Below are 25,334 nucleotides of genomic sequence, written 5' to 3' on the forward strand. Positions count from 1 at the left end.
CACGGCGTGATCGACGAGCGCAACGAGCGCCGGTTGATCTACAACGACTCCCGGGCGCACGACCGGCGCAACCTCAACGTCACCCGCCTGCTGGCCGCCGCCGGCCGCCGGGCTGCGCGGGTCAGGTGAGCTGGAGGTAGTCCAGCTCCGCGTACCCGGTGCCACCGGCGAAGTGGGGGGAGCCCTTCGCCAGGCGGATCACGTTGTAACCGGCCTTGAGCCCGACGGTGGTGCTCACGGTGCCGAACTGGCTCCACCCGGCCGTCGCCGGGTAGCTCACCGTCGACCACGCGCTGCCGTTGTAGGCCAGGCCCTGCGTCGCGGTCGTCCCGGTGCCGTTGGCGTACCCGATGGTCATCGTGTAGCTGCGGGCCGTGGGCACGTTGACGATGAAGTCGACGTAGCTGGCCGTGCGCGGGTCGCCGGTGTTGTCGATGCGGCCGACGTACCCGCCGTTGGACGCGTTGCCCGCGGAGAGCCGTTCGGCGCGGAACACCGACGCGTTCTCCGCCTCGTACCGCTGCTGGTAGGCGGGCACGCCGCTGGTCGGCTCGACCACGAGGTGGTAGGAGGCCGTGGCGGACATGTTCGCCACCGGCACGGTGATCTCGCCGTTGGTGACGGTGTGGGTGGTGTTGGAGACAGTCGTCGGCGCGGACACGGTGGTGAAGCGCCCCGAGCCCGGCGTCGACTCCAACCGGACGCGGACGCTGCCGCCGAACCCGCCGAGGCCGGTGACGCGGACGTTGTTCGTGCCGGACTCGTCGCCGAAGACGACGTCGACGCGGCGACGGGTGCTGTCGTAGGAGGCGAAGCCGTCCAGGCCGGTCTGCGCGCGCGGGGTGGTGCGCACCATGTTGCCGGCCATGTCGCCGTACCACTTGTAGAGCCACCAGGACGCGGTCGGCTGGTTGTTGTGGGTCAGGCCGTTGACGGTGCCGTACTCGTACCAGAACGCCCGGTCGGCCGCCCAGACGCCGGCGCGCTCCAGCTTGGCGATGTAGTTGGTGACGCGGCCTGGCACGTCGATCTCGGCGGTGGTGGCGTACTCGTTGATGAAGACGCGCCGCGGGCTGATGCCCAGCGACGACTCCATGGCCCGGTACTCGGCCACGTGCGCGGCGATGCCGGAGCTGCCGGACAGCTCGTGCCAGACGACCAGGTCGGGCAGGGTGTTGGTGTTCTTGGCGTTGGTGAGGAAGGCCCTCATCCGGGTGGCGCTCCAGTAGGAGTCACCGGGGCCCGCGACGGGCGTGACGGTGTCGCGGGTCCGGATGCGCTGGACGGTGCGCGTCCACCCCGCGTTCCAGTCGCCCGCGGCGGCGGTGTTCCAGGTCCAGTCGGCCTCGTTCCAGATCTCGTAGGCGGTGATGTTGCTGACGGTGGTGGCGGCCAGGCGGTCGTTGACGATCTGGTCGACCTTGGCCAGCCAGTCGTCCCAGCCGACCCAGCGGTAGGGGAAGTCGCGGTAGATGTCGGGCATCCGGATGACCTGACCGGCGCCGACGCGGTCGGCCTGCGGCGCGACCAGGAGGGCGTCACCACCGGGCGGCTGGCCGTTGGGCGCCTGGCCGACCCGTGGCGGCGGCTGGGTCAGCGTGTGCATCTTGATGGGCAGCAGCATCGAGTCCGCGGGCCGGTTGTTCTCGGCCAACGCGTACAGGCCGCCGGACGCGACGTGCGTGACCGGCCGGAACGGCACGGCCGCGTCGACCACCAGCGTGCTGCCGGCCGCCTGGGCGGAGTGGAGGGGTATCGCCACCAGGGTGGTGGCGGCGAGGGCGGAGACCGCTATCGCGGTCCGCAGTGTCGGCTTTGGCACCGTGCACCTCGTTCGGGGTTCGGGAGAGGGGTGGGTGTCATCCCGTGGTGGTGGTCGGGATCCAGACGCGCATCGGACCGGGCGACCGGTTGCCCCACAGGAAGTAGGGGATGGCGGTGAGGTCGATCGCGGCGGCGGCGTTCTCGGTGGTGCGGGTGCGGTACAGGGCGTCGTCGTCGGGCGGCACGACCACGCCGCCGGCGGTCAGCGCGACCGGGACGTCGGGCAGGTCGGTCCGCGTGCCGGACGTGGTCGGGTCGATCCGGACGTCCTCCAGCACCACGTCGGCGGGCAGGTCGGCCTGCTCCACGCAGTAGACGAGCGGGCCGCGGGCCAGCGCGACGCAGCCGCGCACGGCGTCCACGCGCGGGTGCGCGGTGACCACGCGGACCGGCATGGCCAGGTCGAGCGCGACGGTGGCGCCGGCCGACCAGTCGCGGTGCAACCGCACGTAGCCGCGGTCGGGCCGGACGTCGACCGGCACGCCGTCGACCAGCACGGACGCCTGCGCGCACCAGCCGGGCACGCGCAGCGCGAGCGTGAACGGGGCCGGCCCGGTCACGTCCAGCTCCACGCGCCCGTCCCACGGGTACTCGGTGCGCACCGTGATCTCACCGGCCGAGGTGCGCACCGCGCCCGCCGAGTACAGGTGCACCTGCACGCCCGTGTCGTCGGTGGTGGCGGCGTAGCCGTGCAGGGACGCGACGAGCCGGGCCAGGTTCGGCGGGCAGCACGCGCACGAGTACCACGGCAGGCGCTGTGACGGCGCGTCCTCGTGCGAACCGTCGTGACCGGTGCGCAGGTGCAAGGGGTTGGAGTAGAAGAAGTGCGTGCCGTCCGACGACGTCGAGCCCGCCACCGCGTTGTACAGCGCGCGTTCGAGCTCGTCGGCGTAGCGGGACTCGCCGGTGGCCAGCAGCATCCGCCAGTTCCACTGCACGCTCGCGATCGCCGCGCACGTCTCGCCGTACGCCCGGTCGGCCGGCAGCTCGTACGGGTCGCCGAACGCCTCGTCGCGGTGCCGTGAGCCCTGCGCGCCGGTGAGGTAGGTCTTGCGCCCGAACGCGTCGTCCCACAGCCGGCGCGCGGCGGCGAACAGCTCGTCGTCCCCGGTCTCCACCGCGACGTCCACCATGCCCGCCAGCAGGTACAGCTGCCGCACGACGTGCCCGGCCACCTCGTCGGCCTCCCGCACCGGCACGTGGTCGACCAGGTAGGACGAGCCGAAGCGGTCGCCGTCGAGCAGGCCGTGCCCGCGCGCGTCGAGCATGCGCGCCGCCAGGTCCAGGTACGGCCGGTGCCCCGTGACCCGGTACAGCTCGACCAGCGCCGTCTCGATGCCGGGGTGCCCGTCGAGCGGGGTGGGCCCGTCCGGCGCGCCGAAGCGGTCCACCACCAGGTCGGCCACGCGGCGGGCGACCGCGACCAGCTCGGCGCCGACACCCGCCCGCGCGGCGGCGACGGCCGCCTGGATCAGGTGCCCGGCGACGTACAGCTCGTGGCTGTAGTGCAGTTCCCGCCAGCGCAGTTCCGGCTTCACCGCGGTGTAGTAGGAGTTCAGGTAGCCGTCGTCGCCCTGTGCCTTCGCCAGCAGCTCGGCGGTCGCGTCGACGAACGCCCGCAGCCGCTCGTCGTCCGGGTCCGAGGTGAGCTGCCACGCGGCGGCTTCCAGCGTCTTGTGCACGTCGGAGTCGGCGAACCACATGTTGCGGAACTCGCCGGTCGTCTCGCCGGTGACGAGCCGCAGGTTGTCCAGCGCGCCGGAGACCTCCAACTGCTCGACGCAGTGCGGCAGGGTGCCGGTGGCGTTGCGGCGCTGCCACCGGCCGAGGAAGCCGTCGGCGGCGAAGGCGACGCCGTCGAGGGCGACGGGGCGCAGCGCGGTGGTGGCGGTCGGGGTCGGCTGGACGGGGCCTTGGTGCGCAGTCATGGGTGGGGTGTTCCTTCCGAGCCCGTGAGATCAGCCCTTGAGGGCGCCAGAGGTGAAACCGCGTACGTAATGCCGTTGCAGCAGCAGGAAGACGACGACGCACGGCAGCGCCGACGTGACCACGCCCGCTTGCAACGCCTCGAAGTCGACCGACCCGAGGCTGCCGGACTGGAGGTTGAACAGCGCGACCGGCAGCGTGAACTTCGCGCCGTCGGTCAGGAAGATCAGCGGCGCGACGAACTCGTTCCAGGCGGCGAGGAACGAGAACAGGCCGACCGTGACGACGCCGGGCAGCACGCCCCGCAGCAGGACCCGCCACAACGCGCTGCCGGGCGTGCAGCCGTCGATCAGCGCCGCCTCCTCCAGCTCGCGCGGGAGCGCCTCGAACGAGCTGCGCATCATGAACAGCCCGAACGGCAGCTGGAACATCGCCAGCACCAGCCCGAGGCCGACCAGCGAGTTCTGCAGGCCGATCCAGCCGAGCAGGATGTAGAGCGGCACCAGGATGGTGGTGTAGGGCACCATCAGGATCGCCAGCGTGACGATGAACAGCAGGTTGTGGCCGGGGAACCGCAGCCGTGCCAGCGCGTACCCGCCCAGCGTGGTGGCCACCACGGTGACCGCGACCGCGACCACCGCCACCACCAGCGTGTTGACCAGGTACGTGCCCAGACCGCTGCCGTACTCGGCCAGCCGCTCGTAGTTGTCCAACCCCCAGCCCGGCTCGCCGTCGGCCGCACGCCTGCTGTTGACCGACGAGTACAGCGTCCACAGCATCGGCAGCAGGAACAGCACGGCCAAGGCCGCGCCCGTGACGTGGAAACCGGCCGTGCGCGCGCGTGACATGGCGCCCAATCTCCTTGCGGTGGGAACGATCACCGGCCGCGGCGCAGCAGCCGCAGCTGGGCGCCGTTGACGACGATGAGGACGGCGAGGATCGCCACGGACACCGCCGCGGCCCGGCCGAGGTCCTGGGACAGGAACGCCTCGCGGTAGACGCTGATGACCACGGTGGCGGTCTCGTGCCTGCCGCCGGTGAGGATGAAGAACTGGTCGAACGCCAGCAGCGAGCCGGTCAGCGACAGCACCATGGTCAACGCGAGCGTCGGCCGCAGCAGCGGCAGCGTGACCCGCCACAGGATCTGCCTCCGGTTCGCGCCGTCGGCACGTGCCGCCTCGTAGAGCACCGGGTCGATGCTCTGCAGGCCGGTCATCAGGATCAGCATGTAGAAGCCGGCGAACCGCCAGGTGATCATCCCGACCGTGGACGCCAGCGCGTTGTCCGTCGAACCGAGCCAGTCGACCGGGCCGAGCCCGAGGAACCGGACCACCTCGTTCAACGGCGACGCCTCGGTGTTGAACAGCCCGTAGAACAGCAGGCTGGTGGACGCGAGCCCGACCACGCTCGGCAGGAACAACGCGGTCCGGTAGGCGCCGACGCCGGGTCGGGCCTCCTGCACCAGCAGGGCCAACCCGAACGCGACGAGACCGAGCACCACCGTCGTGACGGCCGTGTACTTCAGCGTGAACACGATCGCCCGCAGGAACAACGGGTCCTGCAACGCGCTGTAGTTCGCCACCCCGTTCGGCGCCGACGCGCCGAGCAGCGGCCAGTGGTTGAACGACATCCACACCATCAGCACCAGCGGGACGACGAACAGCACGACCACCAGCAGCGCCATCGGACTGGCGTAGAGGATGCCGAGCCTGCGCCGCGCGCCGGCGATGGTCGGACGACGTCGGTCCGGTGGCGCGGCGCGGGTCGGTGCGGGCGGCCGGGTCCGCGTGACGGTCGCCATCGTCAGCTGCCGGCCAGGGACTCGGTGATGGTGCCGTTGTGCTGCTTCAACGTGGCGCCCACGTCCTGCGAGCCGAACAGCGCGTCGGTGACCGCGGCCGTCCACGGGCCGTTGGTGTCGTTGAACGTCTTGCCGAAGTTCACCGAGATCGGCGTCTGGCCCTCGCCCGCGAGCAGGTTGAACACCCGCAGCCGGTGGTCCTGCTTGGCGTAGGCGTTGTCGGCGAGGTCGCTGCGCACGGTGATGTTCTTGTTCTTGGCCAGCACCTCGACCTGCGCCTGCTCCGACAACGTCCAGGAGATGAAGTCCCACGCCGCCGCGGCCTTGGTGGAGTTGGCGCTGATCCCCAGCACGTCACCGCCGACGAACGACGACCGCCCGCCCTTCGGCCCGGGGATCGGCGCGATGCCGATCTGCAGGTCGGGCCCTTCCTCCATGCCCTGCAACGCGGTCGCGCCCATCGGCTGGATGCCGATCTTGCCGTCGGCGAACAGCTGCGTCCACGTGGGACCGGACTCGTTCTTCGCCGAGGCGGGCACGATCCCCTCGGCGTACATCCGGCGCATCGTGCCGTAGACGTCGGCGGCGACGCCGTGGTCGAGCGTCGCGGCGGTGCCCTGCTCGTCGAGGACGGTCTCGCCGGCGGCCCAGATCATCGGCCACGTGGTGAACAGCATGCAGCCGGGGCACGCGCCGCCGAAGAAGTAGCCGTCCACGTCGCCGAGCGCGTCGACCTTCTTCGCCGCCTCGTAGAGGCCGTCCAACGTGGTCGGCGGGTTCTCCGGGTCGAGGCCGGCGCGGCTGAACAGGACCTTGTTGTAGAACACCGCGGACAGGTCGATGTCGTGCGGCACGCCGTAGACCTTGCCCTGGTGCGTCGCGGCCTCCATGTGGGCGGGCGCGAGCTTGCCCTTGAACGACAGCGTGTCCACCCGGGCCGTGAGGTCGAGGTACACGCCCTTGGCGGCGTAGTTCGGCGCGTAGACCACGTCGGCGGCGAGGATGTCGGGCAGCTGCTTCGCGCCCGCGGCGGTGCCCACCTTCTGCTGGTAGGAGTCGGCCGGGAAGACGGTCAGCTCGACCTTGTTCCGGTGGCTCGCGTTGTAGGCGTCGACCAGGGTCTGGCTGAACGTCGCCGTCGGCGACCTCGTCCACATGGTGACCGTGGTGCCGTCGTCCACGGCGGTGGTGTCGCCCGCCGACGCGGCGGGCGGGCCGCTCTGGCACGCGGTGAGGAGCAGCAGCGCCGCCGCGGCGGTGGCGAGCCTCCGGCGTGCGCGGGGCGGTGTGGGTGAACGCATCTGGCTCGTCTCCTCGTGCGACCACGCGCCCGGCTCGGGCAGGACGACGCGGTAAGGAAAATTAGGAAACCGGTTGCCTTGAGAACGTAGGGACGGCGTCGACCCGTGTCAAGAGCGGGTTTCGGGCCTGTGACGTGCTAATTCGTTGGTTGACTCAGCAGTGCGGGCAGCACGGGGTAACCTTCGCCCATGCCGCCGAGGAAAACGAAGGAAAACGCCGGGTCGCTGGGTCGCCCGGCCACGATCAGCGACGTGGCGCGGTTGGCGGGCGTCTCGGTCGGCACCGCCTCCAAGGCGCTCAACGGTCGCGGATCGCTGCGCGAGGAGACCCGGCGGCGGGTCCGGTCCGCCGCCGACGAGCTGGGCTTCCAGCCGAACACGGCCGCGCTCACGCTCAACTCCGGGCGCACCTACACCGTCGGCATGATCACCACCGACACCATCGGCCGGTTCAGCATCCCGTTGATGACCGGAGCGGAGGACTCGCTCGGCGCGGGCCGCATGTCGGTGTTCCTGTGCGACGCGCGCGACGACCCGATCCGCGAGCAGTACTACCTGAGCACGCTGCTCAGCCGCCGGGTCGACGGCATCATCGTCACCGGCCGCCGCACGCAGGCCCGCGCGCCCATCGGCGTGGACCTGCCCGTTCCGGTGGTCTACGCGTTCATCAGCTCCACCGACCCGCGGGACTGCTCGGTGGTGCCGGACGAGGCGGGCGGCGCGCGCAAGGCCGTCGACCACCTGCTGGCCCTGGGGCGGCGGCGGATCGCCCACGTCACCGGGCCCGAGCACCACCACTCGGCGGCCGTCCGGGCGTCGGCGGCGGTCCAGCGGCTGGCCGCGGCCGGGCTGGACCTGGTCGGCGCGCCGCTGTTCGGCGAGTGGAGCGAGGCGTGGGGCAGGCAGGCGACCGGCATCCTGCTCGGCGCGGCCGAGGAGTTCGACGCGGTGTTCTGCGGCAGCGACCAGATCGCCCGCGGCGTGGCCGACGCCCTGCGCGCGGCCGGTCGGCGGGTGCCCGACGACGTCGCCCTCGTCGGCTTCGACAACTGGGACGTCATGGCCCTGGCCTGCCAGCCGCCGTTGACCAGCATCGACATGGAACTGGAAGGGCTCGGGCGGACGGCGGCGGACCTCCTGCTCGCGGCCATCAACGGCGAACCCGCGCCCGGCAGGCACGTCAGCCCGTGCCGGCTGGTGCTCCGCGAGTCCACCGCCGTGTCGGTCCGGCCGGGCTCGACCAGGGTCGAGCAGGTCTAGCGCCACGGGCGCGGTCGTCTGCGCAAGCGAGTGGGCATCGTCGCCGCTCCTTGGGACGTCCGCACAGTGTGCCGTCGTGCGGGGGTGACGCAGGTCTCGTCTGTTAACGCTAACAGCCGCTGGTCGCTCGACTCAACCCCCCGATCGTCCTGACGCGGCGTTCCGACTCACCGCTCGTAGTCGGCGGGGTGTTAGCGATAACAGGTCACCCCCTCGTCAATGGTTGCGTCGGGCGGCGTGTCCGACCTCCGAACCGCGCGGGCGTTCGACCGGCGGGCCCATCCGAACGGGCGATTGCGACTCCGTGCAGTGGATCTTGCACGCGGAGTGGGCGAGGATGTGGCCCGACACGAGCGACGTGTCGCACCCGAGGCGGCCTGACGCCCTGGCACGAACGGCGAGCCACCATGACTTCTGTTGCGAGCACCCCGCTTCCGACGTCGGCCGACGTCGTCCCGTTCGGCCCGACGGCCGGGGACCGGGCGGCGGTGGCCGACCCCGGCGCCGGGCGCGGCCCGCGGTGGTTGGACGAGTGGCTCGACGCGAACCTCGAACTGGTGGTGTCGTGGCGGCGCACCCTGCACGCGAACCCCGAGCTGATGCGCAAGGAGTTCCGCACCACGGCGACGATCGCGGAGGTCCTGCGCTCGCTCGGCCTGCGACCGCGGGTGCTGCCGGTCGGGACCGGCGTGATCTGCGAGGTCGGCAGCGGGCCGCGGTGCGTCGCCCTGCGCGCCGACATCGACGCGCTGGCCGTGCCGGAGACCACCGGCGCGTCGTGGGCGTCGGGCGTGCCGGGCGTCTCGCACGCGTGCGGCCACGACGTGCACACCGCGATCCTGCTCGGCGCGGCGGCGGCGCTGGCGTCCGCGCCGGAGTTGCCGGGCCGGGTGCGGCTGCTGTTCCAGCCGGCGGAGGAGGAGCCGGGCGGTGCGCACGACGTGATCGCGGCGGGCGGGGTCGAGGGCGTCGAGCGGATCTTCGGCCTGCACTGCGACCCGAAGGTGCCGGTCGGCCGGGTCGGCATCAGGGTCGGACCGGTCACGTCCGCGTGCGACATGCTCGAACTGCGGGTGGGCGCGTGCGGGCCGGGCAGGCGCAACGAGCTGGACTGCGACGTCGTGCACGCGCTCGGCGTGGTGGCGACCGGGCTGCCCGCGATGCTGGCGCGTCGCGTGGACCCCCGGTCCGGGACGGTGCTGGCGTGGGGCCTCATGGACGCGCCGGAAACGCCCGACGGCACGCCGCGCGAAGGCGTGCTGCGCGGCACGCTGCGCACCGGTGACCCGGCGGTCAACGACCGGTTGCCCGCGTTGGTGCAGGAGATCGTCGGCGCGCTGCTGAAGCCGACGGGTGTGCGGTTCGCGCTCGACCACGTCCGGGCCGTGCCGGTGGTCGACAACGACCCGGAGAGCACCGCGATGGTGCAGCACGCGATCACCAGCGCGCTCGGGCCGCAGGCCGTCGCCTCGACCGGCCAGTCCACCGGCGGCGAGGACTTCGGCTGGTACCTGGAGCACGTGCCCGGCTCGTACGCGCGGCTTGGCACGTGGCCGGGCGAGGGCCCGCAGGGCGACCTGCACCAGCCGAGCTTCCACCCGGACGAACGCGCCCTGCCGGTCGGCGTGCGGACCATGGTCCACACCGCGCTCGCCGCCCTGTCGTGGCCGGTCTGAGGTCCTGGCCCGCCGCGTTCAGCGGGCGTTCAGCGTCTTGTCTGGACGTCGACTTCTCCTGTGTCGCGTCGGTCGGGGTCCGGTCAGGCCCCGGCGGGGCGGCGCGAACGGGGGGAAGCGATCGTGATGGCAGTGGATCCGGTCAGTGCCCGGAGCAGCACCGATTACGTGCTGCTGCTCAGACGCCGCAGGGAGGTCGCCGGGCTGTCCTACCGGCAGCTGGACCGGCGGGCGCGCCGGGACGGTGAGGCGTTGCCGCCGAGCACGGTGGCCACCATGCTGCGGCGGGCCACCCTGCCGGGCGTCGAGCTGGTCACGACCTACGTCCGGGAGTGCGGTGGTGACGACGCGGAGGTGGCCGCGTGGCTGGCGGCGCGGGCCCGCATCACGGTGCCCGACCCGGACGCGGGCGGCGTCGCGGCGACCGGGCCGCGCCTGCCGGTGCCGCCGCGCCAGCTGCCGCCGGGTGTCGCGGGGCTGGTCGGCCGGTGCCGGGAGTCGGTCGAGCTGGACGCGGCGACCAGCGGCCCGGAGCGCGGGCTGGTCGTGGTCACCGGTGGGCCCGGTGCGGGGAAGACCGCCTTGGCGGTGCACTGGGGCCACCGGTCCACGAGCCGGTTCCCGGACGGCCAGCTGTACGTCGACCTGCGCGGTCACGGCCCGGGTGGGCCGGTGAGCGCGGGCGCGGCGCTGGCGCACCTGCTGGTGGGGCTCGGCGTGCCGGCGGGCGCCGTGCCGACGGGTGACGAGCAGGCCGCCGCGCTGTTCCGCTCGGTGGTGGCGGACCGGCGGATCGTGCTGGTGCTCGACGACGCCGCTTCGGCCGACCAGGTGCGCCTGCTGAGACCCGGCGGGCGGGCCTCGTGCACGGTGGTGACGAGCCGCGACCGACTGGTCGGGTTGACCGTGCACGACGGCGCGCAGGTGGTCGACGTCGGCTCCCTCGACCGCGGGGACGCGGTGCGGGTGCTCGCCCAGTCGGCGGGGGAGCGGCTGGTGGCGGAGGAGCTGACGGCCGCCCAGGCGTTGGCCGACCTGTGCGACGACCTGCCGCTGGCGTTGCGGATAGCGGCCGGCGCCCTCGACCGGCACGCCCGGACGCCCATCGCGGACCTGGTCGCCGAGATGCGGACCGACGGCGGGTTGACCGCGCTGGGCGTGCACGACGATCCGCGGGCCCGGCTGGACGTCTCGTTCGGGTACTCCTACGACGCGCTCGGCGAAGTCGAGCAGCGGCTGTTCCGCCTGCTGGCCGGCGCGACGGTGGCCGGCCTGCCCGCGTCGGTGGTGGCCGTGACGGCGGAGCTGGCGGTCGGGGCGGCGCGAGCGTCGTTGCGCCGGCTGACCGACGCGCACCTGGCGGTGCGGCTGTCAGGCGACCGCTACACCGTGCCGGGCCTGCTGGGTGAGTACGCGCGCACCCTCGACGCGGCGAGCCACCACCTGCCCGCCAGGCAACTCCGCCACGCCGGCCCGGACGCCGCCTGACCGCCGCCTCCCGGCGGTCAGAACTCGAACCTGAACCGGTACCAGGGATCGTCGAACGGCTCGAACTTGTACCCGTCCCCCTTGGCGCTGACCGGCACGCGGTCCGGGCAGTGGGCCCATCCCGAGATCTCGCCCTCCACGGTGATCAACGTGCACCCGTCCGGCCGGTCCCCGCTGACGGTCACGGTGAACAACCCGACTTCGCGGTCCTCGATCCGCCTGCCCGGTGTCGCCTCGGCGACCACGGCTTCGAGGCCCGACCGGTGCGCGTCGAACACGGCGCGCGGCACCACGCCGGTGCCGGCCACCGCGTGGCCCGCGACCAGCACGGCCGGCGCCAGCAGGAACGGCCACAACCGCACGGCGTGCCGCAGTCGTGGCCGGGGCAGCATGATCACCGCGACACCGGCCATCGTCAGCCACGCCGTGCCCACCGCGAACACGGCCAGGTACGCCAACAGCAACGTCGAGAGGCAGCCGCCGGGTGGGATGGTCGCCCAGAACACCAGCGCCACCGGCACCGGGGACGCGACCGCGGTCCACCACGGCGACCACCACCACGACCTGCGTCCGACCATCGAACCCCCTTCGCCGATCAGGGGGACGTTCGGTGGACGCCCCCGGTTCCGCTGTCGAGGTAATCCTTGAACTGCACGGTGACCGCGTGCGTGTCCGACGGCCAGTCCGGCACCGCGATCGTCCGCGTCGCGCCGCCGCTGCCGCGCGCGGTCTGGGTGACGCGGATCGTGCCGCTGCCGTCGGCCCGCGCGGGCAGGTAGGCGTCGACACCCGTCAGGAACGGCAGCGTGGCGAACGGCGGCAGCGCGACGCCCGGCGTGGACACCTGGTCGCAGCTGTCGTCGAACGCGAACGCGGCGAGGACCTGCCGCAGCCGGGGCGAGACGGCCGGTTCGAGGACGTTGACGCCGTCGAGCTCGAGCCGGTCGCTGTCGGGCTGGTCCGACCACCACTCGCGGTTGCGGATGACGGTGAGGGCGCTGTGCGTCGGGCACCGGTCGATGTTGTCGGTGATGCCGCCGGGGCGTGACACCTGCAACCGCAGGAACCGGTCGCTGCGCTCGAACGGCTCGAAGTAGTTGTGGTAGGGCAGTTGGCCCTCGCGCAGGACCACCAGCTCGTAGTGCTTGCGGCCGTTGACGGGCAGCGGGCCGAACGCGCCGTCCGCGCCGGTCCGCACGCTGTACCGGGGCCCGCCGACCCGCGCGCCGGTGCGGCCGTCGAGTTCCCAGACCTGCACCACGCCCTCGACGCCCTCGTTCTGCGGGTAGTACGTCGCCCGGCCCGCGATCCGGACCAGCGACGGCAGCTCGGGCACCACGCGCGTGGTGAACGCGGGCCTGCCGCGCAGGAACCGGTGCATGTGGGCGAAACCGTCGGCCGACGTGGTGGTCTCGGTGTGGCCCAGGGTGGTCAGGTGGACGTTCGTCGCGCCGCCGATGGAGCCGTTGGGCTGCAGGCTGCCCCACAGCGCCAACGTCGGCACGCCGCCGGGTGGCGCGGCGCTGGACCGCCCGTCCACGTTGACGTACTTGCGCACCGCCGCGGCCCGTTCGGGCACGGACAGGTAGGCGTGCATGACCGTCGTGCCGCGCGAGTGCGCGATCACGTCCACCTGGGCCGCGCCGGTCCGGGCCCGGACGCCCGCGATGAAGGCTTCCAGGCCGGCGATGGCGTGGTCGTTGGTCGGGATGCTCGTGTCGTACTCGTAGGCGTGCAGCAGCGCGTCGGGGTAGCCGTTGCCGGAGAACCGCTTGGCGTTGGACTGCCACTGCTGCGCCGAGCCCTGCTGCCCGTGGACGAACACGATCGGGGTGAGCGCGTCGGCCCGGGCGGGCGCCGCCGCGACGGTCGACACCAGTGCGACGATCAGCGCCACCAGCGGGATCCTCATCGCTTGCCTCCCACTGCGTCGGCCAGGTTCTGCCGCGCGTCGGCGGGCTGGAGGTAGCCGGCGCGCACGTTCGCGGCGTCCGCCGTCACCACCTGCCGCACGTAGTCGGCGCGTTCGGGGTAGAGCCGGGCCAGCGTCGCCGCGTCGAAGGGCACGTGCGTGCCGAACAGGCGGCAGAACGTCTCACCGGAGTTGTCGCCGGTGTTCAACGCCCTGGGCGCGGCCAGCTGCGACAACCGGATGCCGCCGAGGGCGAGGCCGAGCGCGTCGCGCTTCTTGGTGACGCCGTCCGGTTCGAACTCCAGCGGCCGGGCGGTCGGCGGCGGCGTGCCGCGTTCGACCCAGCGGCGCAGGTGGTCGTAGGAGGCGGCGGTGACGTGGTGCATCGGGATCCGGCTGAACGGCGGCCGGTCGCAGTCGTACTGCGGCGCGGCGCCGAGGTCGCGCTCGGAGATCGGCGCGCGGTAGGCCTGGCCTTCGTAGCCCGAGTGCGCGGCGCCGGCGACCTCCCAGCGGCGGAAGCGGTCGGTGTCGGCCGGGCGTTGCGCGGTCCGCACGTCGGTCTCCGACAGCACCTGGAACACGGGTTCCGCGCCGACCCTGGTCGGAGCCGGGCCGACGATGAAGCCGTAGCCGTCGAACACCGGCTGCTGCTGCGGCAGGACCCGGTCGTACAGCACGGTCATCCTGCCGGCGGACTGCGAGGCGCCGATGGCCAGCAGCGACTTCGTGCGCAGGCCGCCCATGACCGCGCCCGAGTCGATCGCGCGGCCGGCCTGGGTGAACACGTCGTAGGACAGCTCGTCGGCGGTGAACCGGCCGCCGCCGGTCACGTCCAGCGTGCCGTACCGGGCCGGGCTCCAGGTCTTGAGCTGGTCCACGCCCACGCGCTGGGCGGACACGCCGACCCACGCGTGACCCGCGCGGACGACGGACTCGGCGTTCCACAAGGCGTCCAGGTCGTACCCGGCGGTGACGTTCTGCCACTCGACCAGCGTCGTGCCGGTGAACTTCCACGCGTGCGCGGGCCGCCGCACGACGACCCGGGTCGTGTACGGCACGCCGGTGGCGACCTTCGTGCCGTCGACCGCCCAGCCGTCGGCGGTGCCGGAGAGGTGGAACTCCTCTTCGACGTAACCGGCGGCGGCGAGGTCGTCGGGCGTGGCGAAGAACGGGTAGGTGTCCTCGATCCGCTCGGCCAGCCGGTCACCCGGCACGGTCCCGGGCAGCGGGCCGACGACGCGCGGCAGGGGACCGGGCGCGGCGGAGGCGGGGACGGACATCGGGAGGAGCAGACCGAGCGCGGCGGCGGTCAGGCCGAGGCGGCGCCAGGGGAAAGGTGACATACCGGCTCCCACAGCGATGGGGGATGGGATCATCGCCGACCGTAGCCGGCCGCGTACGGCGCGCACCAGGACGCGCGGCCATCGTGAGACCGCTGTCGCAGCAGGGGGAAATCGTCGGATCAGCGGTGTCGCAGCAGGATGGTGCGGGCCGCCGTCTCGGCCAGGTCGGGGTCCAGCGGCGCGCCGGTCAGCAGTTCGGCGTAGAGCGTGGACTCCACGATGCGCACGTAGAGGAACGCCACCTGGTCCAGGGCGGCCGTCGACCACGGGCCGTCGTCGACCTCGAGCAGGATCTCCTTCTGCGCCGACACCGCCCGCCGGTGCACGCCGCCGGAAGCGTTGAACAGCACCCGCGCCGCCGTCTCCGGCTCACCGCGCAGGAACGCCCGGAACGGCTCGTCCGCGCGCAGTTCGGCGACGAACCGCCGCGTGACCTCCAGGACGCCCTCGACGCCGCCGTTCGTGCGCTCCTGCCGGGCACGGGCCAGCAGCCGGTCGGCCAGCACCCACAGCACGTCGGCCAGCAGCCCGTCGCGACTGCGCACGACCCGGTAGAGCGTGGCGCGGCTGATGGCGAGGCTCGTCGCCAACGCCTCCATGTCGACCCGGCCGTGCCGCCGGAAGAACCGGCAGGCGCCGCGCAGCACCTGGTCCTGGCTCACCACCCGCCGGGAGCCGGTCGCCACCACCGCCCGCCCTCGCTTCCGCCGGCTCGCCCGTCCGGCCCCATCCGCATCATCGCGCCCGGACGGGCCGTCCGCGAGACCCGTACCGGTGTGTGCGCCACGTCACTTCCGCCACCGGTCGTGGTGGACGTCCCACGCGGCGTTCGGGTCGGTGGTGGCCGCATTGCCGTCGGGCGCGCCGGAGTCGGCCTCGCCCTGATCGGCACGGCCCTGGTCCCGATGGCGGGCGGCGGCGGTCTCGGCGTGCTTGGGGCTGAGGCCTACTTCGAGGACGAGGCCGGCTCCTGGAACAGCACGGGCGGCGCGTCGTTGGCCGGGCGGGGCGCGGTCGGCTCGGGCCGGTGCACCCACTCCTCGATGACGACCGGCTCCAGCTCGGGCGTGACCTCCTCGACCGCGGTCTCCGCGACCGGAGCGGCGGCCTGCACGGCGAGCTGCTGCTGGACCTGGCCGATCCACATCAGCCACATGGCCTCGTCGCGGTGACCGCGGTACTCGGCCTTCAGACCCGCCAACGCGCCGCGCACGCGGGCGGCGATCACGTTGTCCTCGCGCACGGCCGACCAGACGGCGCGGGCGCCGGCGTCACGGGCCTTGACCAGGAGGCGGACCTGGTCGGTCAACTCGGGCGCGGGCAGGTTCGCCCACGCCGCTGCGATTCTCTGTGCCTTGGTCACGGTGCCATCCTTGTCGAGCGGACGGCTCACGGTGGCCGTGACACGATGTTATCAACCTCTCGTTTTTCGAGGTCAGACCCAGGGCACTTGGTGACGTTCAGACACCGCTCGGATACGTCTCGGGTTCGAACACGTCGATGCGGGGCGTGTGCAGCGGTCGCAGCGCCCTGGTCTCGTCGAACCAGAGGAACGCGTCGTACCGCCTGCCGACGACCGTCGACGCGTAGTTGCCCCACCGTTCGCGCTCCGGGTGGTAGACGACGCCGATGGCGCGGTGGGGGAGCGTCGCGGTGAGCAGGTCCGGCTGATCTTCCTGCGGGAAGACGAACAGGGCCTCGCCGGGTGCGGTCCGGTGCAGCACGTCTTCCAGCGAACCGGGCCGGGCCGGGGGCACCGGCACCTCCCGCGTGCTCGCGCCCCACGCCTCACCCGCGATGACGGTGCCGCGGTGGGAGCCGAAGCCGACCAGCACCACCTGCTCGTGGCCGTAGCGCTCGCGGGCCAGTTGGCCGATGTTGACCAGCCCGGAGTCGGCCATCCCGGTGGCGCGGGCGTCGCCGACGTGGGTGTTGTGGGCCCACACGACCGCCTTCGACCCGGGCCCGTGGTGGTCGAGCAGCCGGTCGAGGGTCTCGTCCATGTGCCGGTCGCGGACGTTCCAGGACGACTGCCCGCCGACCATCGCCCGGTAGTAGCGCTCGGCACCGGCGACGACCTCGGCGTTCTGCCAGGCGGCGAACCGTCCCGCGCCGTCGCCCGCCGCCTGCCCGCGCAGCCGCACCAGCAGGTCGACCACCTCGTCCTCGCAGCCCGCGGGCACGAACCGGGTCGAGATCGCGTACTCCTGCGGGTCCTCGCCGTGCGGTTCGAAGCACCGGTAGGCGGCCAGCGCCGTCGGCACCTCCTCCGGGTCGTGCTCGCGCAGGTGGGTCAGGATCTCGCGCAGCGACTCCCAGAGCGAGTAGACGTCGAGGCCGTGGAACGCGACCCGCTCCTCTTCGGCCGACACCGCGTTGTGGGTGCGCAGCCACCGGCAGAAGTCCACGACCTCCTCGTTCGCCCACATCCACGTCGGCCACCGGTCGAACGCGGCCAGCGCGGCCCGCGGGTCCTCCGGCGCGCCGGGCAGGCCGCGCACGGACCGGTCGACCCGGTCGCACGCGGGCCAGTCGCCCTCCACGGCCACGAACGAGAAGCCCTTCTCGGTGATCAACCGGCTGGTCAGCGCCGCACGCCAGCGGTAGAACTCGTGCGTGCCGTGGCTGGCCTCGCCCAGCATCACCACCCGCGCGTCGCCGACGCGGTCCAGCAGCACGTCGAAGTCGCCCGCGTCGCGCAACGGCGCGGCCATCGCCGCGACCTCGTCCCCGTAACGGTTCATGGCTCCCTCCGCACCCGTCGGCCTACCCGACGTCCGCCGGGGCAAACCGCTCGGCGATCGCAAGGCAGTCGTCAGGTGCGGTCCGGCGGCGGGAGTGGGACGCTCGTCGACGTGACGGCCGGCCACGACACGGTTGTCCTGGTCGTCCAGGACGAGGACGCGACCTCGCCCGAGGAGGTCGCCCGGTGGCTGCGCGAGCACCTGGCGGGCTGGTCGGCGTTCGACGTGCTGCTGATCGGCCTCGTGGTCGGCGAGCTCTACGACAACGCCCGGCGGCACGGTTCGCCGCCCTTCGTGCTCGAACTCGTGCTGGACCGGTGGCGCGAGGCGCTGGTGGTCAGCGTGCGCGACCGCGCCGTCGGCCGGGCCGCGCCGTGGCCGGCCGGGGCGGGGTTGCTCCTGGTGGACGGGCTGTCCACGCGCTGGGGCGTGCTGACCCACGCCCCGTTCACCACGGTGTGGGTCGAACTGGTCTTCGAGGGGGACGACGGCACCGGCCTACCGCCCGATCGTGACGCTTAGGTAGCCACTCGATCGGGAAAACAGGCACGGTGGAACTCCTCGGCATCGATCCCGTGCGCGTCGCCGGCGGCCTCGCCAAGGGCCTGGTCGGACTCGCCCTGGCCCCGTTGGAGCAGACCGCCGTGCTGCGTCGTGACCGGCGCAAGGTCTGGTCGTGCCCGGGACGCCTGCACATCGAGGCGCACGGCGTGCACGGGCCGCGCGGCAAGCAGGTGGCCGGTCGGGTCGAGCGCGCCCTGGAGGGCCACCCCGGCGTGCGCTGGGCCAGGGTCAACGCGCCGTCCGCCCGGGTGATCATCGCCGTCGAGGACCCCGCGCCGCCGACGGACGACCTGATCGCGCTCGTGCGGCGGGCCGAGGCCGAGCCGGCCACCGAGGACGAGCGCCTGGTCGAGGACGAGCTGCACCACCCGGCGGACGGGCTCAAGGGCACCCGGCTGCTGCCCACGCTCGCCGCGGACGCCGTGGGCCTGGCGTTGGCCGCCATCACGAAGATCGCGCCGTGGGCGCCCGTCCCCGGCGAGCTCGGCGCGCTGATCGCCGCCGTCGACCTGCACCCCAGGCTGCGCGAGCTGGCCGCCGGGCGGTTGCAGGGCCGGGAACGCGCGGACACCGCCACGTCGGTGGTCGCCGCCCTCGTGCACGGCCTGGCCTCGCGCAGCGAAGGCACGTTGCTCGACATCGCCCAACGCGTGCAGCAGTGGCGTGAGGTCAACGCGCACGAGAAGGCGTGGTGCGCCGCCGAGGCCGACCTGATCGACGGCCCGGACGCCGCCGAGGCCGAGCCGATCGTGGTCGAACGGCCGCGCCCGTTCCCCGAAGGGCCGGCCGACCGCTACGCGCGGCGGGCGTTGGCGGCGGGTGCGGCGGCGACCGCGGGCGCGATCCCGTTCACCGGGTTGCGCCGGGCCGCCGCGCTGGGCGTCGCGAGCCTGCCCAAGGCGCCGTCGGTGGGCCAAGCCGCGTTCGCCGCGCAACTCGGCCGCGTGCTGGCCACCCGGAACGCGCTGGTGATGGACCGCTCGGTGCTGCGCCGCCTGGACGCGGTGGACGTGCTGGTGCTCGACGAGACCGCGCTCGGCTCGGGCCGATCGGTGCTCAGCGACCTCGTGCCGCTGCCGGACACGGGACCTGCGAACCCCGGCCCGGCGAACTCTGGCCCAGGGAACTCCGGCCCGGCTCACGCGGCCGAGGCGGTCGAGCGCGCGTTCGCCCTGTTCGACCCCGAGGACCCGACCGCCGCGCGCCGGGAGGGCGACTGGGCCATCGGCCCGATCGACCGCCTCGAACCGCAGGGGCGCAAGGGCGTGCGCGAACAACGCCGGCTGGCCGGTCACGCGGCGGTGCTCGGCCTGACCGAGGGCCGCCAGTTGCGAGCCGTGCTGGCGGTCGACGTCGAGACCCCGCCGGCGGTGGACGCGATCGCGTCGGCCGCACGGGAGGCCGGGTTGCGGGTGGTCGTGGCCACCGACCGCGACCACCCGCCGGTCCGGTTCGCCGACAGCGTCGTCCCGTCCGGGAAAGGCCTGGTCGGCGCGGTGCGCGAACTCCAGGGCGACGGGCACGTGGTGCTGCTCGTGTCCGACAACCGCCGCGCGCTCGGCTCGGCGGACTGCGGCGTCGGCGTACTGCGGGACGGCGGCCCGCCACCGTGGGGCGCGCACGTCGTCGCCCGTGACCTGGACGCGGCCGTGCTGCTGGTGGAGGCGGTGCCGGCCGCGCGCCGGGTCACCCGGGACGCGATCATGCTGGCCCAGGCGGCGAGCGGCATCGGCGCGGTCAGCGCGTTGAGCACGCGTGGGCCCGCGCCCGCCCGCAACGCGGCACGGGCGGTGGACGGCGCGTCCGCGCTCGCGTTCGTGGACGGCGTGTGGCGGGCGAAGCGGCTGCCCGGCAGCCGTGAGGCGGTCGCACCGGCCACCTCGCAGCCGTGGCACCTGATGCCGGTGGCGACCGTGCTGGACCGGCTCGGCTCGGGCCGTGACGGGCTGTCCGAACGCGTGGCGCAGGGCAGGCAGCGCACGTCCGCCGGGCGGCAGGCGGTGGGCACGAGCCTGGGCAGCGCGTTCCTCACCGAGCTGGCCAACCCCCTGACACCGGTGCTCGCGGGTGGCGCGGCGGTCTCGGCGGCGGTGGGCTCGCCGGTCGACGCCGCGCTGGTGGCCGGTGTCGTCGGCGTGTCGGCGCTGATCGGCAGCGTGCAGCAGGTCGTCACGGACCGGGCGCTGGCGACCCTGCTCGGCCGGTCGGCGGTGCGCGCCACCGTGGTCCGCGACGGCCAGGACCGGGTGGTGACGGCGGACGAGCTGGTGCCCGGCGACGTGGTCCGGGTGGCCGCCGGCGACGTGGTGCCCGCCGACTGCCGCCTGCTCGACGGCGACGGGCTGGAGGTCGACGAGTCCTCCGTCACCGGCGAGTCCCTGCCCGTCACCAAGGACCCGGCCCCGGTGGTGGCCGCGGACCTGGCCGACCGGTCGTCCATGCTCTACGAGGGCACCACGATCGCCGCCGGTGAGGCGCTGGGCGTGGTCGTCGCGACCGGTGACGCCACGGAGGTCGGCCGCAGCATGGCGGCGGCCCGCCGCAACGCGCCGACCACGGGCGTGGAGGCGCGGTTGGCCGAGCTGACCCGCAAGACGCTGCCCGTCGCGCTCGGCTCGGCGGCGGCCGTGACCGGCGCGGGCCTGCTAAGGGGCGTGCCGCTGCGGCAGAGCATGGGCGCGGCGGTGAACCTCGCCGTCGCCTCGGTGCCCGAGGGCCTGCCGTTCCTGGTCAACGCCGCCCAACTGGCCGCGGCCCGGCGGCTGGCCGAGCACGGCGCGCTCGTGCGCAACCCGCGCACCATCGAGGCGCTGGGCCGGGTCGACGTGCTGTGCTTCGACAAGACCGGCACGCTGACCGAGGGCAAGCTGACCGTCAGCCGCGTGGACAACGGCCGCCGCGGCGCCGACCTCGACCAGCTGAACGACGAGCTGCGCCGGATCATGGCGGCCGCGGTCCGCGCCACGCCGGAGGCCGACGACCCGGACGACCTCGCGCACCAGACCGACCGGGCGGTGCTGACCGGCGCGCGGCAGGCCCGCGTCGGCCCCACGACCGGCGCCCGCGGCTGGAAGCTGGTCGAGGCGCTGCCGTTCGAGCCGTCCCGCGGCTACCACGCGACCGTGGGCCAGGTCGGGAAACGGCTGGTGCTGAGCGTGAAGGGCGCGCCGGAAACGGTGCTGCCGCGCTGCGACGCCGACCCGGGCGAGCTGCGCCGCCTGGGTGAGCGGGTGGAACGGCTCGCCGGCCGCGGCCACCGGGTGCTGGCCGTCGCCGAGCGCACCGGCGTCGACCACGACACGGTGACCGACGACGACGTCCAGGGCCTGACCCTGCTGGGGTTCGTCGCGCTGTCCGACCCGGTGCGCCACGGCGCGCCGCCGGCCGCCGCGAAGCTGCGCGAGGCCGGCGTGCGGATCGTGATGATCACCGGCGACCACCCGGCCACCGGCGAGGCGATCGCCAGCGAGGTCAGCGGCGACGACGACATGAGCGTGGTGACCGGAGCGCGGCTCGACGAGCTGGCCGACGACGAGCTGGACGCCCTGCTGCCGACCGTCGACGTGATCGCCCGCTGCACGCCGGCGCAGAAGGTGCGGATCATCGAGGCCTACCAGCGGCTCGGCCGGGTGGTCGCGATGACCGGCGACGGCGCGAACGACGCGCCCGCGATCCGGCTCTCCGACGTCGGCATCGCGTTGGGCAGGCGCGGCACGCCGGCCGCCCGTGCCGCCGCCGACCTGGTGGTCACCGACGACCGGCTGGAGACGATCATCGCCGCCCTGGTGGAGGGCCGCGCGATGTGGGCCTCGGTGCGCGAGGCGCTGGCGATCCTGCTCGGCGGCAACCTCGGCGAGATCGCGTTCAGCGTGCTGGGCTCGGCGCTGACGGGCCGGTCGCCGTTGACGGCGCGGCAGCTGCTGCTGGTGAACCTGCTGACCGACCTCGCGCCCGCGCTGGCCATCGCGTTGAGCAGGCCCGCCCGCGAGTCCGTGCCCGACCTGCTGCGCGAGGGACCGACGTCCTCGCTGGGCCACGCGTTGAACCGGGACATCACCGCCCGCGCGATCACCACCACGCTCGGCGCCACGGCGGCGTGGACGGCCGCGCGCCTCACCGGCCGCTCCCGCCGGGCGAGCACGGTGGCGCTGGCGGCCCTGGTCGGCACCCAGCTCGGCCAGACCCTGGTGACCGGCGGGCTGGACCGGTCGGTGCTGGCCGCGAGCCTCGGCTCGGCCGCCGCGCTCGGCGCGGTGATCCAGACACCCGGGGTCAGCCAGTTCTTCGGCTGCACGCCGCTCGGCCCGGTCGGCTGGGGCATCGCCCTGTCCAGCGCCACCGCGGCGAACGTGCTCGGCCTGGCGCTGAACCCGCTCGTCACTCGACGTGCTGAGTGACGGTGCCGCGCACGAAGTGCCGCTGCGCCACCAGGAACAGCAGGACCATCGGCACGGTCGCGACGACGCTGGCGGCCAGCACCAGCTCCCACTGCTCCTCGCCGCCCTCGCCGAACCGGTCGAGCACCGCCTTCAACCCGCGCGGCAACGTGTAGAGCTGCGGTTCGCGCAGGTAGATCAACGGCTTGACCAGGTCGGTCCACGCCGCCTTCAGCTCGAACACGAACACCACGACCAGCCCGGGCCTCGCCAGCGGCAGCGCCATCGAGGTGAACAGCCGCCACGCGCTCGCGCCGTCGACCTTCGCCGCGTCGAACACCTCGCGCGGCAGGCCGAGGAAGAACTGGCGGAGCAGGAAGATGTAGAACGCCGAGCCGAACAGGTTCTGCGCCCACAGCGGGATCTGCGTGGTGGCCAGGCCCAGCGCGTGCCACTCCAGGTACACCGGCACCATGGTCACCGCGGCGGGCAGCATCATGGTCGCGAGCACCACGCCGAAGAGCAGGTCACGGCCGGGGAAGCGGAACATCGCGAACCCGAACGCCACCAGCGCGCTCGTCGCGGTGGCCGCCGCCGCTGCCGCCAGCCCCACCGCGACGCTGTTGCCGATCCACGTCAGCAGCGGCACGGCCTGCCACACCTCGCCGTAGTTGCCCGGCGAGAACGGCCGGGGCAGCAGCGCGTTGTCGAACACGTGCGCCCGGTCCTTCAACGAGGCGCTGACGAGCCACCAGAACGGGTAGCCGAACGCCACCGTGACGACGAGCAGCGCAGCCCACACCCCGACGCGCTTCACGACCGCTCACCCTCGTAGTGCACGTACCGGCGCGACAACCGCACCTGCACGGCCGTGATGACGGCGATCACCGCGAACAGGCCCCACGCCAACGCCGACGCGTACCCCATCCGCAGCGACCCGAACGCCTCCTGGAACAGGTGGATCACGTAGAACAGCGCCGCGTCGCCCTCGGCGGACTGCTTGGCCCGCGCGCCGAAGAACATCGCGTACGCCTCGGTGAACACCTGCAACGACGCGATCGTGTTGACCACCACGGTGAAGTACACCGTCCCGCTGATGCCCGGCAGCGTCACGTGCCAGAACTGCCGCCACGGGCTCGCGCCGTCCAGTCGAGCCGCCTCGTACCGCTCCACCGGCACGCGGGTCAGCGCCGCGAGGTACAGCACCGCCGTGCTGCCGACCGTCCAGAGGCCCATCACCACCAGCCCGGGCTTGATCCAGACCGGGTCGGTGGTCCAGTTCGGGCCCTGGAACCCGAACCAGCCCAGGAACCGGTTCACCGCGCCGTGCTGCCCGTTGAGCAGCAACAGGAACATCGCCGCCAACGCCACCGGCGGTGTCATCACCGGCAGGTACAGCACCGTGCGGAAGAAGCCGCTACCGCGCCCGGCCCGGCGCAGCAGGCTCGCCAGGCCCAGCGCCAGCACGATCTGCGACGGCACGTGCAGGGCGGTGAAGAACACCGTGTTCCACAACGCCGTGCCGACGCGTTCGTCGGCCAACGCCTCGCGGTAGTTCTCCAGGCCCACGAACGCGGGCGGCTTGAGCATGTCGTAGTGCGTCAGCGACAGCCAGAGGCTGAACAGCATGGGCCCGGCGGTGAACGCCAGGAACCCGATCACCCACGGCAGCAGGAACAGCAACCCCGCCCGCGACTCCCGTCCGCTCACCGTCACGGCCCTACCTCCCGCCCACCCGCTTGAGCGCCCGTTCCGCTTCGCGCTGCGCCTGGGCCATCGCCTCCTCGGGCTCCTGCTGCCCGACCAGCACCCGGTTCACCGCGCCCTCCCAGGCGCGCACGAGCTCGCTCGCGGCCGGGCTCGGCGGCAGCGCGAACGCCTTGTCCTGCAACGACAGCACCACCGGCACGCCCTGCTCCAGGATCGGGTTGCCCGCCGGGGCGAACACCTCGCGGAAGATCCGCTCGTCGGCGACCCGGTTGCCGGTGAACGTGCCGCCGTAGGGCCGCCCGGCCCCGGCCAGCGCGTCCCGGCGCGCGATCGCGGCGGTGACCCAGGTCCGCGCGTCGGTCATCGTGACCAGGAACCGGCACGCCAGCTCGGGGTGTCTCGCGCCCTTCGGGATGGCCCACGCCTGCCCGCCGGACTCGGTGAGCACCTGCCCGTCGCGATCCGTGAACGGCGTGATCGTCACGTCGGCGTCGGGGGAGTTGGTCGCGAGCGTGTTGATGTACCAGGAGTCCATCGGCATCGCGGCGAGCCGGCCGGTCACGTACTGGTTGTCCGCGCCGAACTGGTCGAACGTGTCGCGGAACGCCTTGAACGACGCCCAGCCGCCCTGCCTGGCCACCAGGTCGGTGGTGTGGCGGACCGCCTCGACCACGCGCGGGTCGTCCAGCCGGGCGTCGGGCCCGATCAGCTCGGCCCCGTTCGCCTTGGCCCACAGCGGCAGGAACTCGGGCACCTTCGGGTCGAAGCCGATGCGCTCCACCCGCCCGTCGCCGACCCGCGCCAGCCGGTCGGCCACCTCGCCCATCCCGGCCCAGTCGGACGTGGACAACGCCGCCGGGTCCAGGCCGGCGGCCCGCACCACCGGGTTGTTCACGATCATCAGCCGGACGCTGGAGAACTCCGGCAGCCCGTACACCTCACCCTCGTAGGTGACCTGGCGCAGGGCCGCCTCCCGGAACACGCCCAGGTCGACGCCGTGCTCCCGCACGCACGCGTCCAGGCTCTGCACCGCGCCGCGCGCCGCGTAGCCGCCGAGCTTGCGCCGCTCGGCGTAGACCAGGTCGGGCGGGTCGCCCGCGGCGACGGCGGACAGGAACTGCTGCTCGTCGAACGCGCCCTCGCTGATCCGCAGGTCGACGCCGGGGTTGGCCTCCCGGAACACCGCCACGCGCGCGGTCGCGTGCTCGTCCGGGAGGCCGAACCCCATGGTGACCAGCGCGTCGGAGCGGTCGGAACCCAGACCGCCGCACCCGGCGGCGACGAGCACGGGCACGACCAGCACCGCGGTGAGCGGGAACCCGCGCATGTCGCCTCCCTGGACCGGACGTCACCGGGACGGTTCCCGCCCGGCGCCCCGTCCACACGCGGGTCGACTGGTCGGCGCA

The 25,334-nt window shown here is 73.4% G+C and carries 19 protein-coding genes; 5 read left to right on the top strand and 14 right to left on the bottom strand.

Annotated features, from left to right (window positions below; translation table 11 throughout):
- Positions 1 to 121 precede the first annotated feature (121 nt).
- The 5 genes from ABTZ99_RS38120 to ABTZ99_RS38140 are packed head-to-tail and all read right to left on the bottom strand — an operon-like array spanning position 122 to position 6,852.
- Complete coding sequence (locus tag ABTZ99_RS38120; protein ID WP_499617961.1) at positions 122 to 1,822, bottom strand: carbohydrate-binding protein; 1,701 nt, start codon at positions 1,820 to 1,822, stop codon at positions 122 to 124.
- A gap of 37 nt (positions 1,823 to 1,859) precedes the next feature.
- Complete coding sequence (locus ABTZ99_RS38125; protein WP_499617962.1) at positions 1,860 to 3,752, bottom strand: glycoside hydrolase family 127 protein; 1,893 nt, start codon at positions 3,750 to 3,752, stop codon at positions 1,860 to 1,862.
- Positions 3,753 to 3,782: 30 nt separating this feature from the next.
- Positions 3,783 to 4,598 carry a carbohydrate ABC transporter permease gene (locus tag ABTZ99_RS38130; protein WP_498780266.1) on the bottom strand — a complete coding sequence of 272 codons (816 nt, stop codon included), beginning with the start codon at positions 4,596 to 4,598 and terminating at the stop codon, positions 3,783 to 3,785.
- 29 nt (positions 4,599 to 4,627) lie between these two features.
- Positions 4,628 to 5,551: a carbohydrate ABC transporter permease gene (locus ABTZ99_RS38135; protein WP_499617963.1), complete on the bottom strand. Its 924-nt coding sequence runs from the start codon at positions 5,549 to 5,551 to the stop codon at positions 4,628 to 4,630.
- A gap of 2 nt (positions 5,552 to 5,553) precedes the next feature.
- A complete protein-coding gene (locus tag ABTZ99_RS38140; RefSeq protein WP_498780262.1) occupies positions 5,554 to 6,852 on the bottom strand; it encodes an ABC transporter substrate-binding protein in 1,299 nt (432 codons plus the stop codon).
- A 189-nt stretch (positions 6,853 to 7,041) separates the two neighbouring features.
- On the opposite strand from ABTZ99_RS38140, the gene ABTZ99_RS38145 reads away from it, so the two are divergent.
- From ABTZ99_RS38145 to ABTZ99_RS38155, 3 genes are all read left to right on the top strand, one after another.
- On the top strand, positions 7,042 to 8,112 hold the full coding sequence (locus ABTZ99_RS38145) for a LacI family DNA-binding transcriptional regulator (RefSeq protein ID WP_499617964.1): 1,071 nt from the start codon (positions 7,042 to 7,044) through the stop codon (positions 8,110 to 8,112).
- 407 nt (positions 8,113 to 8,519) lie between these two features.
- A complete protein-coding gene (locus tag ABTZ99_RS38150) occupies positions 8,520 to 9,788 on the top strand; it encodes an amidohydrolase (RefSeq protein ID WP_499617965.1) in 1,269 nt (422 codons plus the stop codon).
- Between the two features lie 168 nt (positions 9,789 to 9,956).
- Positions 9,957 to 11,276 (top strand): hypothetical protein, encoded by a 1,320-nt coding sequence (locus ABTZ99_RS38155; RefSeq protein ID WP_499617966.1) that lies wholly within the window; start codon positions 9,957 to 9,959, stop codon positions 11,274 to 11,276.
- A 17-nt stretch (positions 11,277 to 11,293) separates the two neighbouring features.
- Here ABTZ99_RS38155 and ABTZ99_RS38160 read toward each other — a convergent pair whose 3' ends face one another.
- From ABTZ99_RS38160 to ABTZ99_RS38185, 6 genes are all read right to left on the bottom strand, one after another.
- Positions 11,294 to 11,854, bottom strand: coding sequence for a hypothetical protein (locus ABTZ99_RS38160; protein WP_499617967.1), 561 nt, complete (start codon positions 11,852 to 11,854; stop codon positions 11,294 to 11,296).
- A 17-nt stretch (positions 11,855 to 11,871) separates the two neighbouring features.
- Positions 11,872 to 13,188, bottom strand: coding sequence for a hypothetical protein (locus ABTZ99_RS38165; RefSeq protein WP_499617968.1), 1,317 nt, complete (start codon positions 13,186 to 13,188; stop codon positions 11,872 to 11,874).
- Positions 13,185 to 14,534: an alpha/beta hydrolase domain-containing protein gene (locus tag ABTZ99_RS38170; protein WP_499617969.1), complete on the bottom strand. Its 1,350-nt coding sequence runs from the start codon at positions 14,532 to 14,534 to the stop codon at positions 13,185 to 13,187. The genes ABTZ99_RS38165 and ABTZ99_RS38170 overlap by 4 nt, the downstream gene beginning before the upstream one ends.
- 119 nt (positions 14,535 to 14,653) lie before the next feature.
- Positions 14,654 to 15,220, bottom strand: a complete 567-nt coding sequence (locus ABTZ99_RS38175) for a QsdR family transcriptional regulator (RefSeq protein WP_498780249.1) — start codon at positions 15,218 to 15,220, stop codon at positions 14,654 to 14,656.
- Positions 15,221 to 15,480: 260 nt separating this feature from the next.
- Entirely contained in the window at positions 15,481 to 15,897 is a 417-nt protein-coding gene (locus tag ABTZ99_RS38180) for a hypothetical protein (protein ID WP_499617970.1), read from the bottom strand.
- Between the two features lie 97 nt (positions 15,898 to 15,994).
- Positions 15,995 to 17,278: an erythromycin esterase family protein gene (locus ABTZ99_RS38185; protein WP_498780245.1), complete on the bottom strand. Its 1,284-nt coding sequence runs from the start codon at positions 17,276 to 17,278 to the stop codon at positions 15,995 to 15,997.
- 111 nt (positions 17,279 to 17,389) lie between these two features.
- On the opposite strand from ABTZ99_RS38185, the gene ABTZ99_RS38190 reads away from it, so the two are divergent.
- Both ABTZ99_RS38190 and ABTZ99_RS38195 read left to right on the top strand, forming a co-directional pair.
- Positions 17,390 to 17,800: an ATP-binding protein gene (locus ABTZ99_RS38190; protein ID WP_498780244.1), complete on the top strand. Its 411-nt coding sequence runs from the start codon at positions 17,390 to 17,392 to the stop codon at positions 17,798 to 17,800.
- 29 nt (positions 17,801 to 17,829) lie between these two features.
- Positions 17,830 to 22,239, top strand: coding sequence for a cation-translocating P-type ATPase (locus ABTZ99_RS38195; protein ID WP_499617971.1), 4,410 nt, complete (start codon positions 17,830 to 17,832; stop codon positions 22,237 to 22,239).
- Here ABTZ99_RS38195 and ABTZ99_RS38200 read toward each other — a convergent pair.
- Genes ABTZ99_RS38200 through ABTZ99_RS38210 form a run of 3 tightly spaced genes read right to left on the bottom strand, consistent with a single transcriptional unit; the run spans position 22,220 to position 25,255 of the window.
- Positions 22,220 to 23,035, bottom strand: coding sequence for a carbohydrate ABC transporter permease (locus tag ABTZ99_RS38200; protein WP_499617972.1), 816 nt, complete (start codon positions 23,033 to 23,035; stop codon positions 22,220 to 22,222). The genes ABTZ99_RS38195 and ABTZ99_RS38200 overlap by 20 nt on opposite strands.
- Positions 23,032 to 23,934, bottom strand: coding sequence for a carbohydrate ABC transporter permease (locus ABTZ99_RS38205; protein WP_498780239.1), 903 nt, complete (start codon positions 23,932 to 23,934; stop codon positions 23,032 to 23,034). Before ABTZ99_RS38205 ends, ABTZ99_RS38200 begins: the two co-directional genes overlap by 4 nt.
- Before the next feature lie 4 nt (positions 23,935 to 23,938).
- On the bottom strand, positions 23,939 to 25,255 hold the full coding sequence (locus ABTZ99_RS38210) for an extracellular solute-binding protein (protein WP_499617973.1): 1,317 nt from the start codon (positions 25,253 to 25,255) through the stop codon (positions 23,939 to 23,941).
- Between the last annotated feature and the right edge of the window lie 79 nt (positions 25,256 to 25,334).

It is taken from the genome of Actinosynnema sp. NPDC002837 (assembly GCF_040295345.1).
Lineage (GTDB): Bacteria > Actinomycetota > Actinomycetes > Mycobacteriales > Pseudonocardiaceae > Actinosynnema.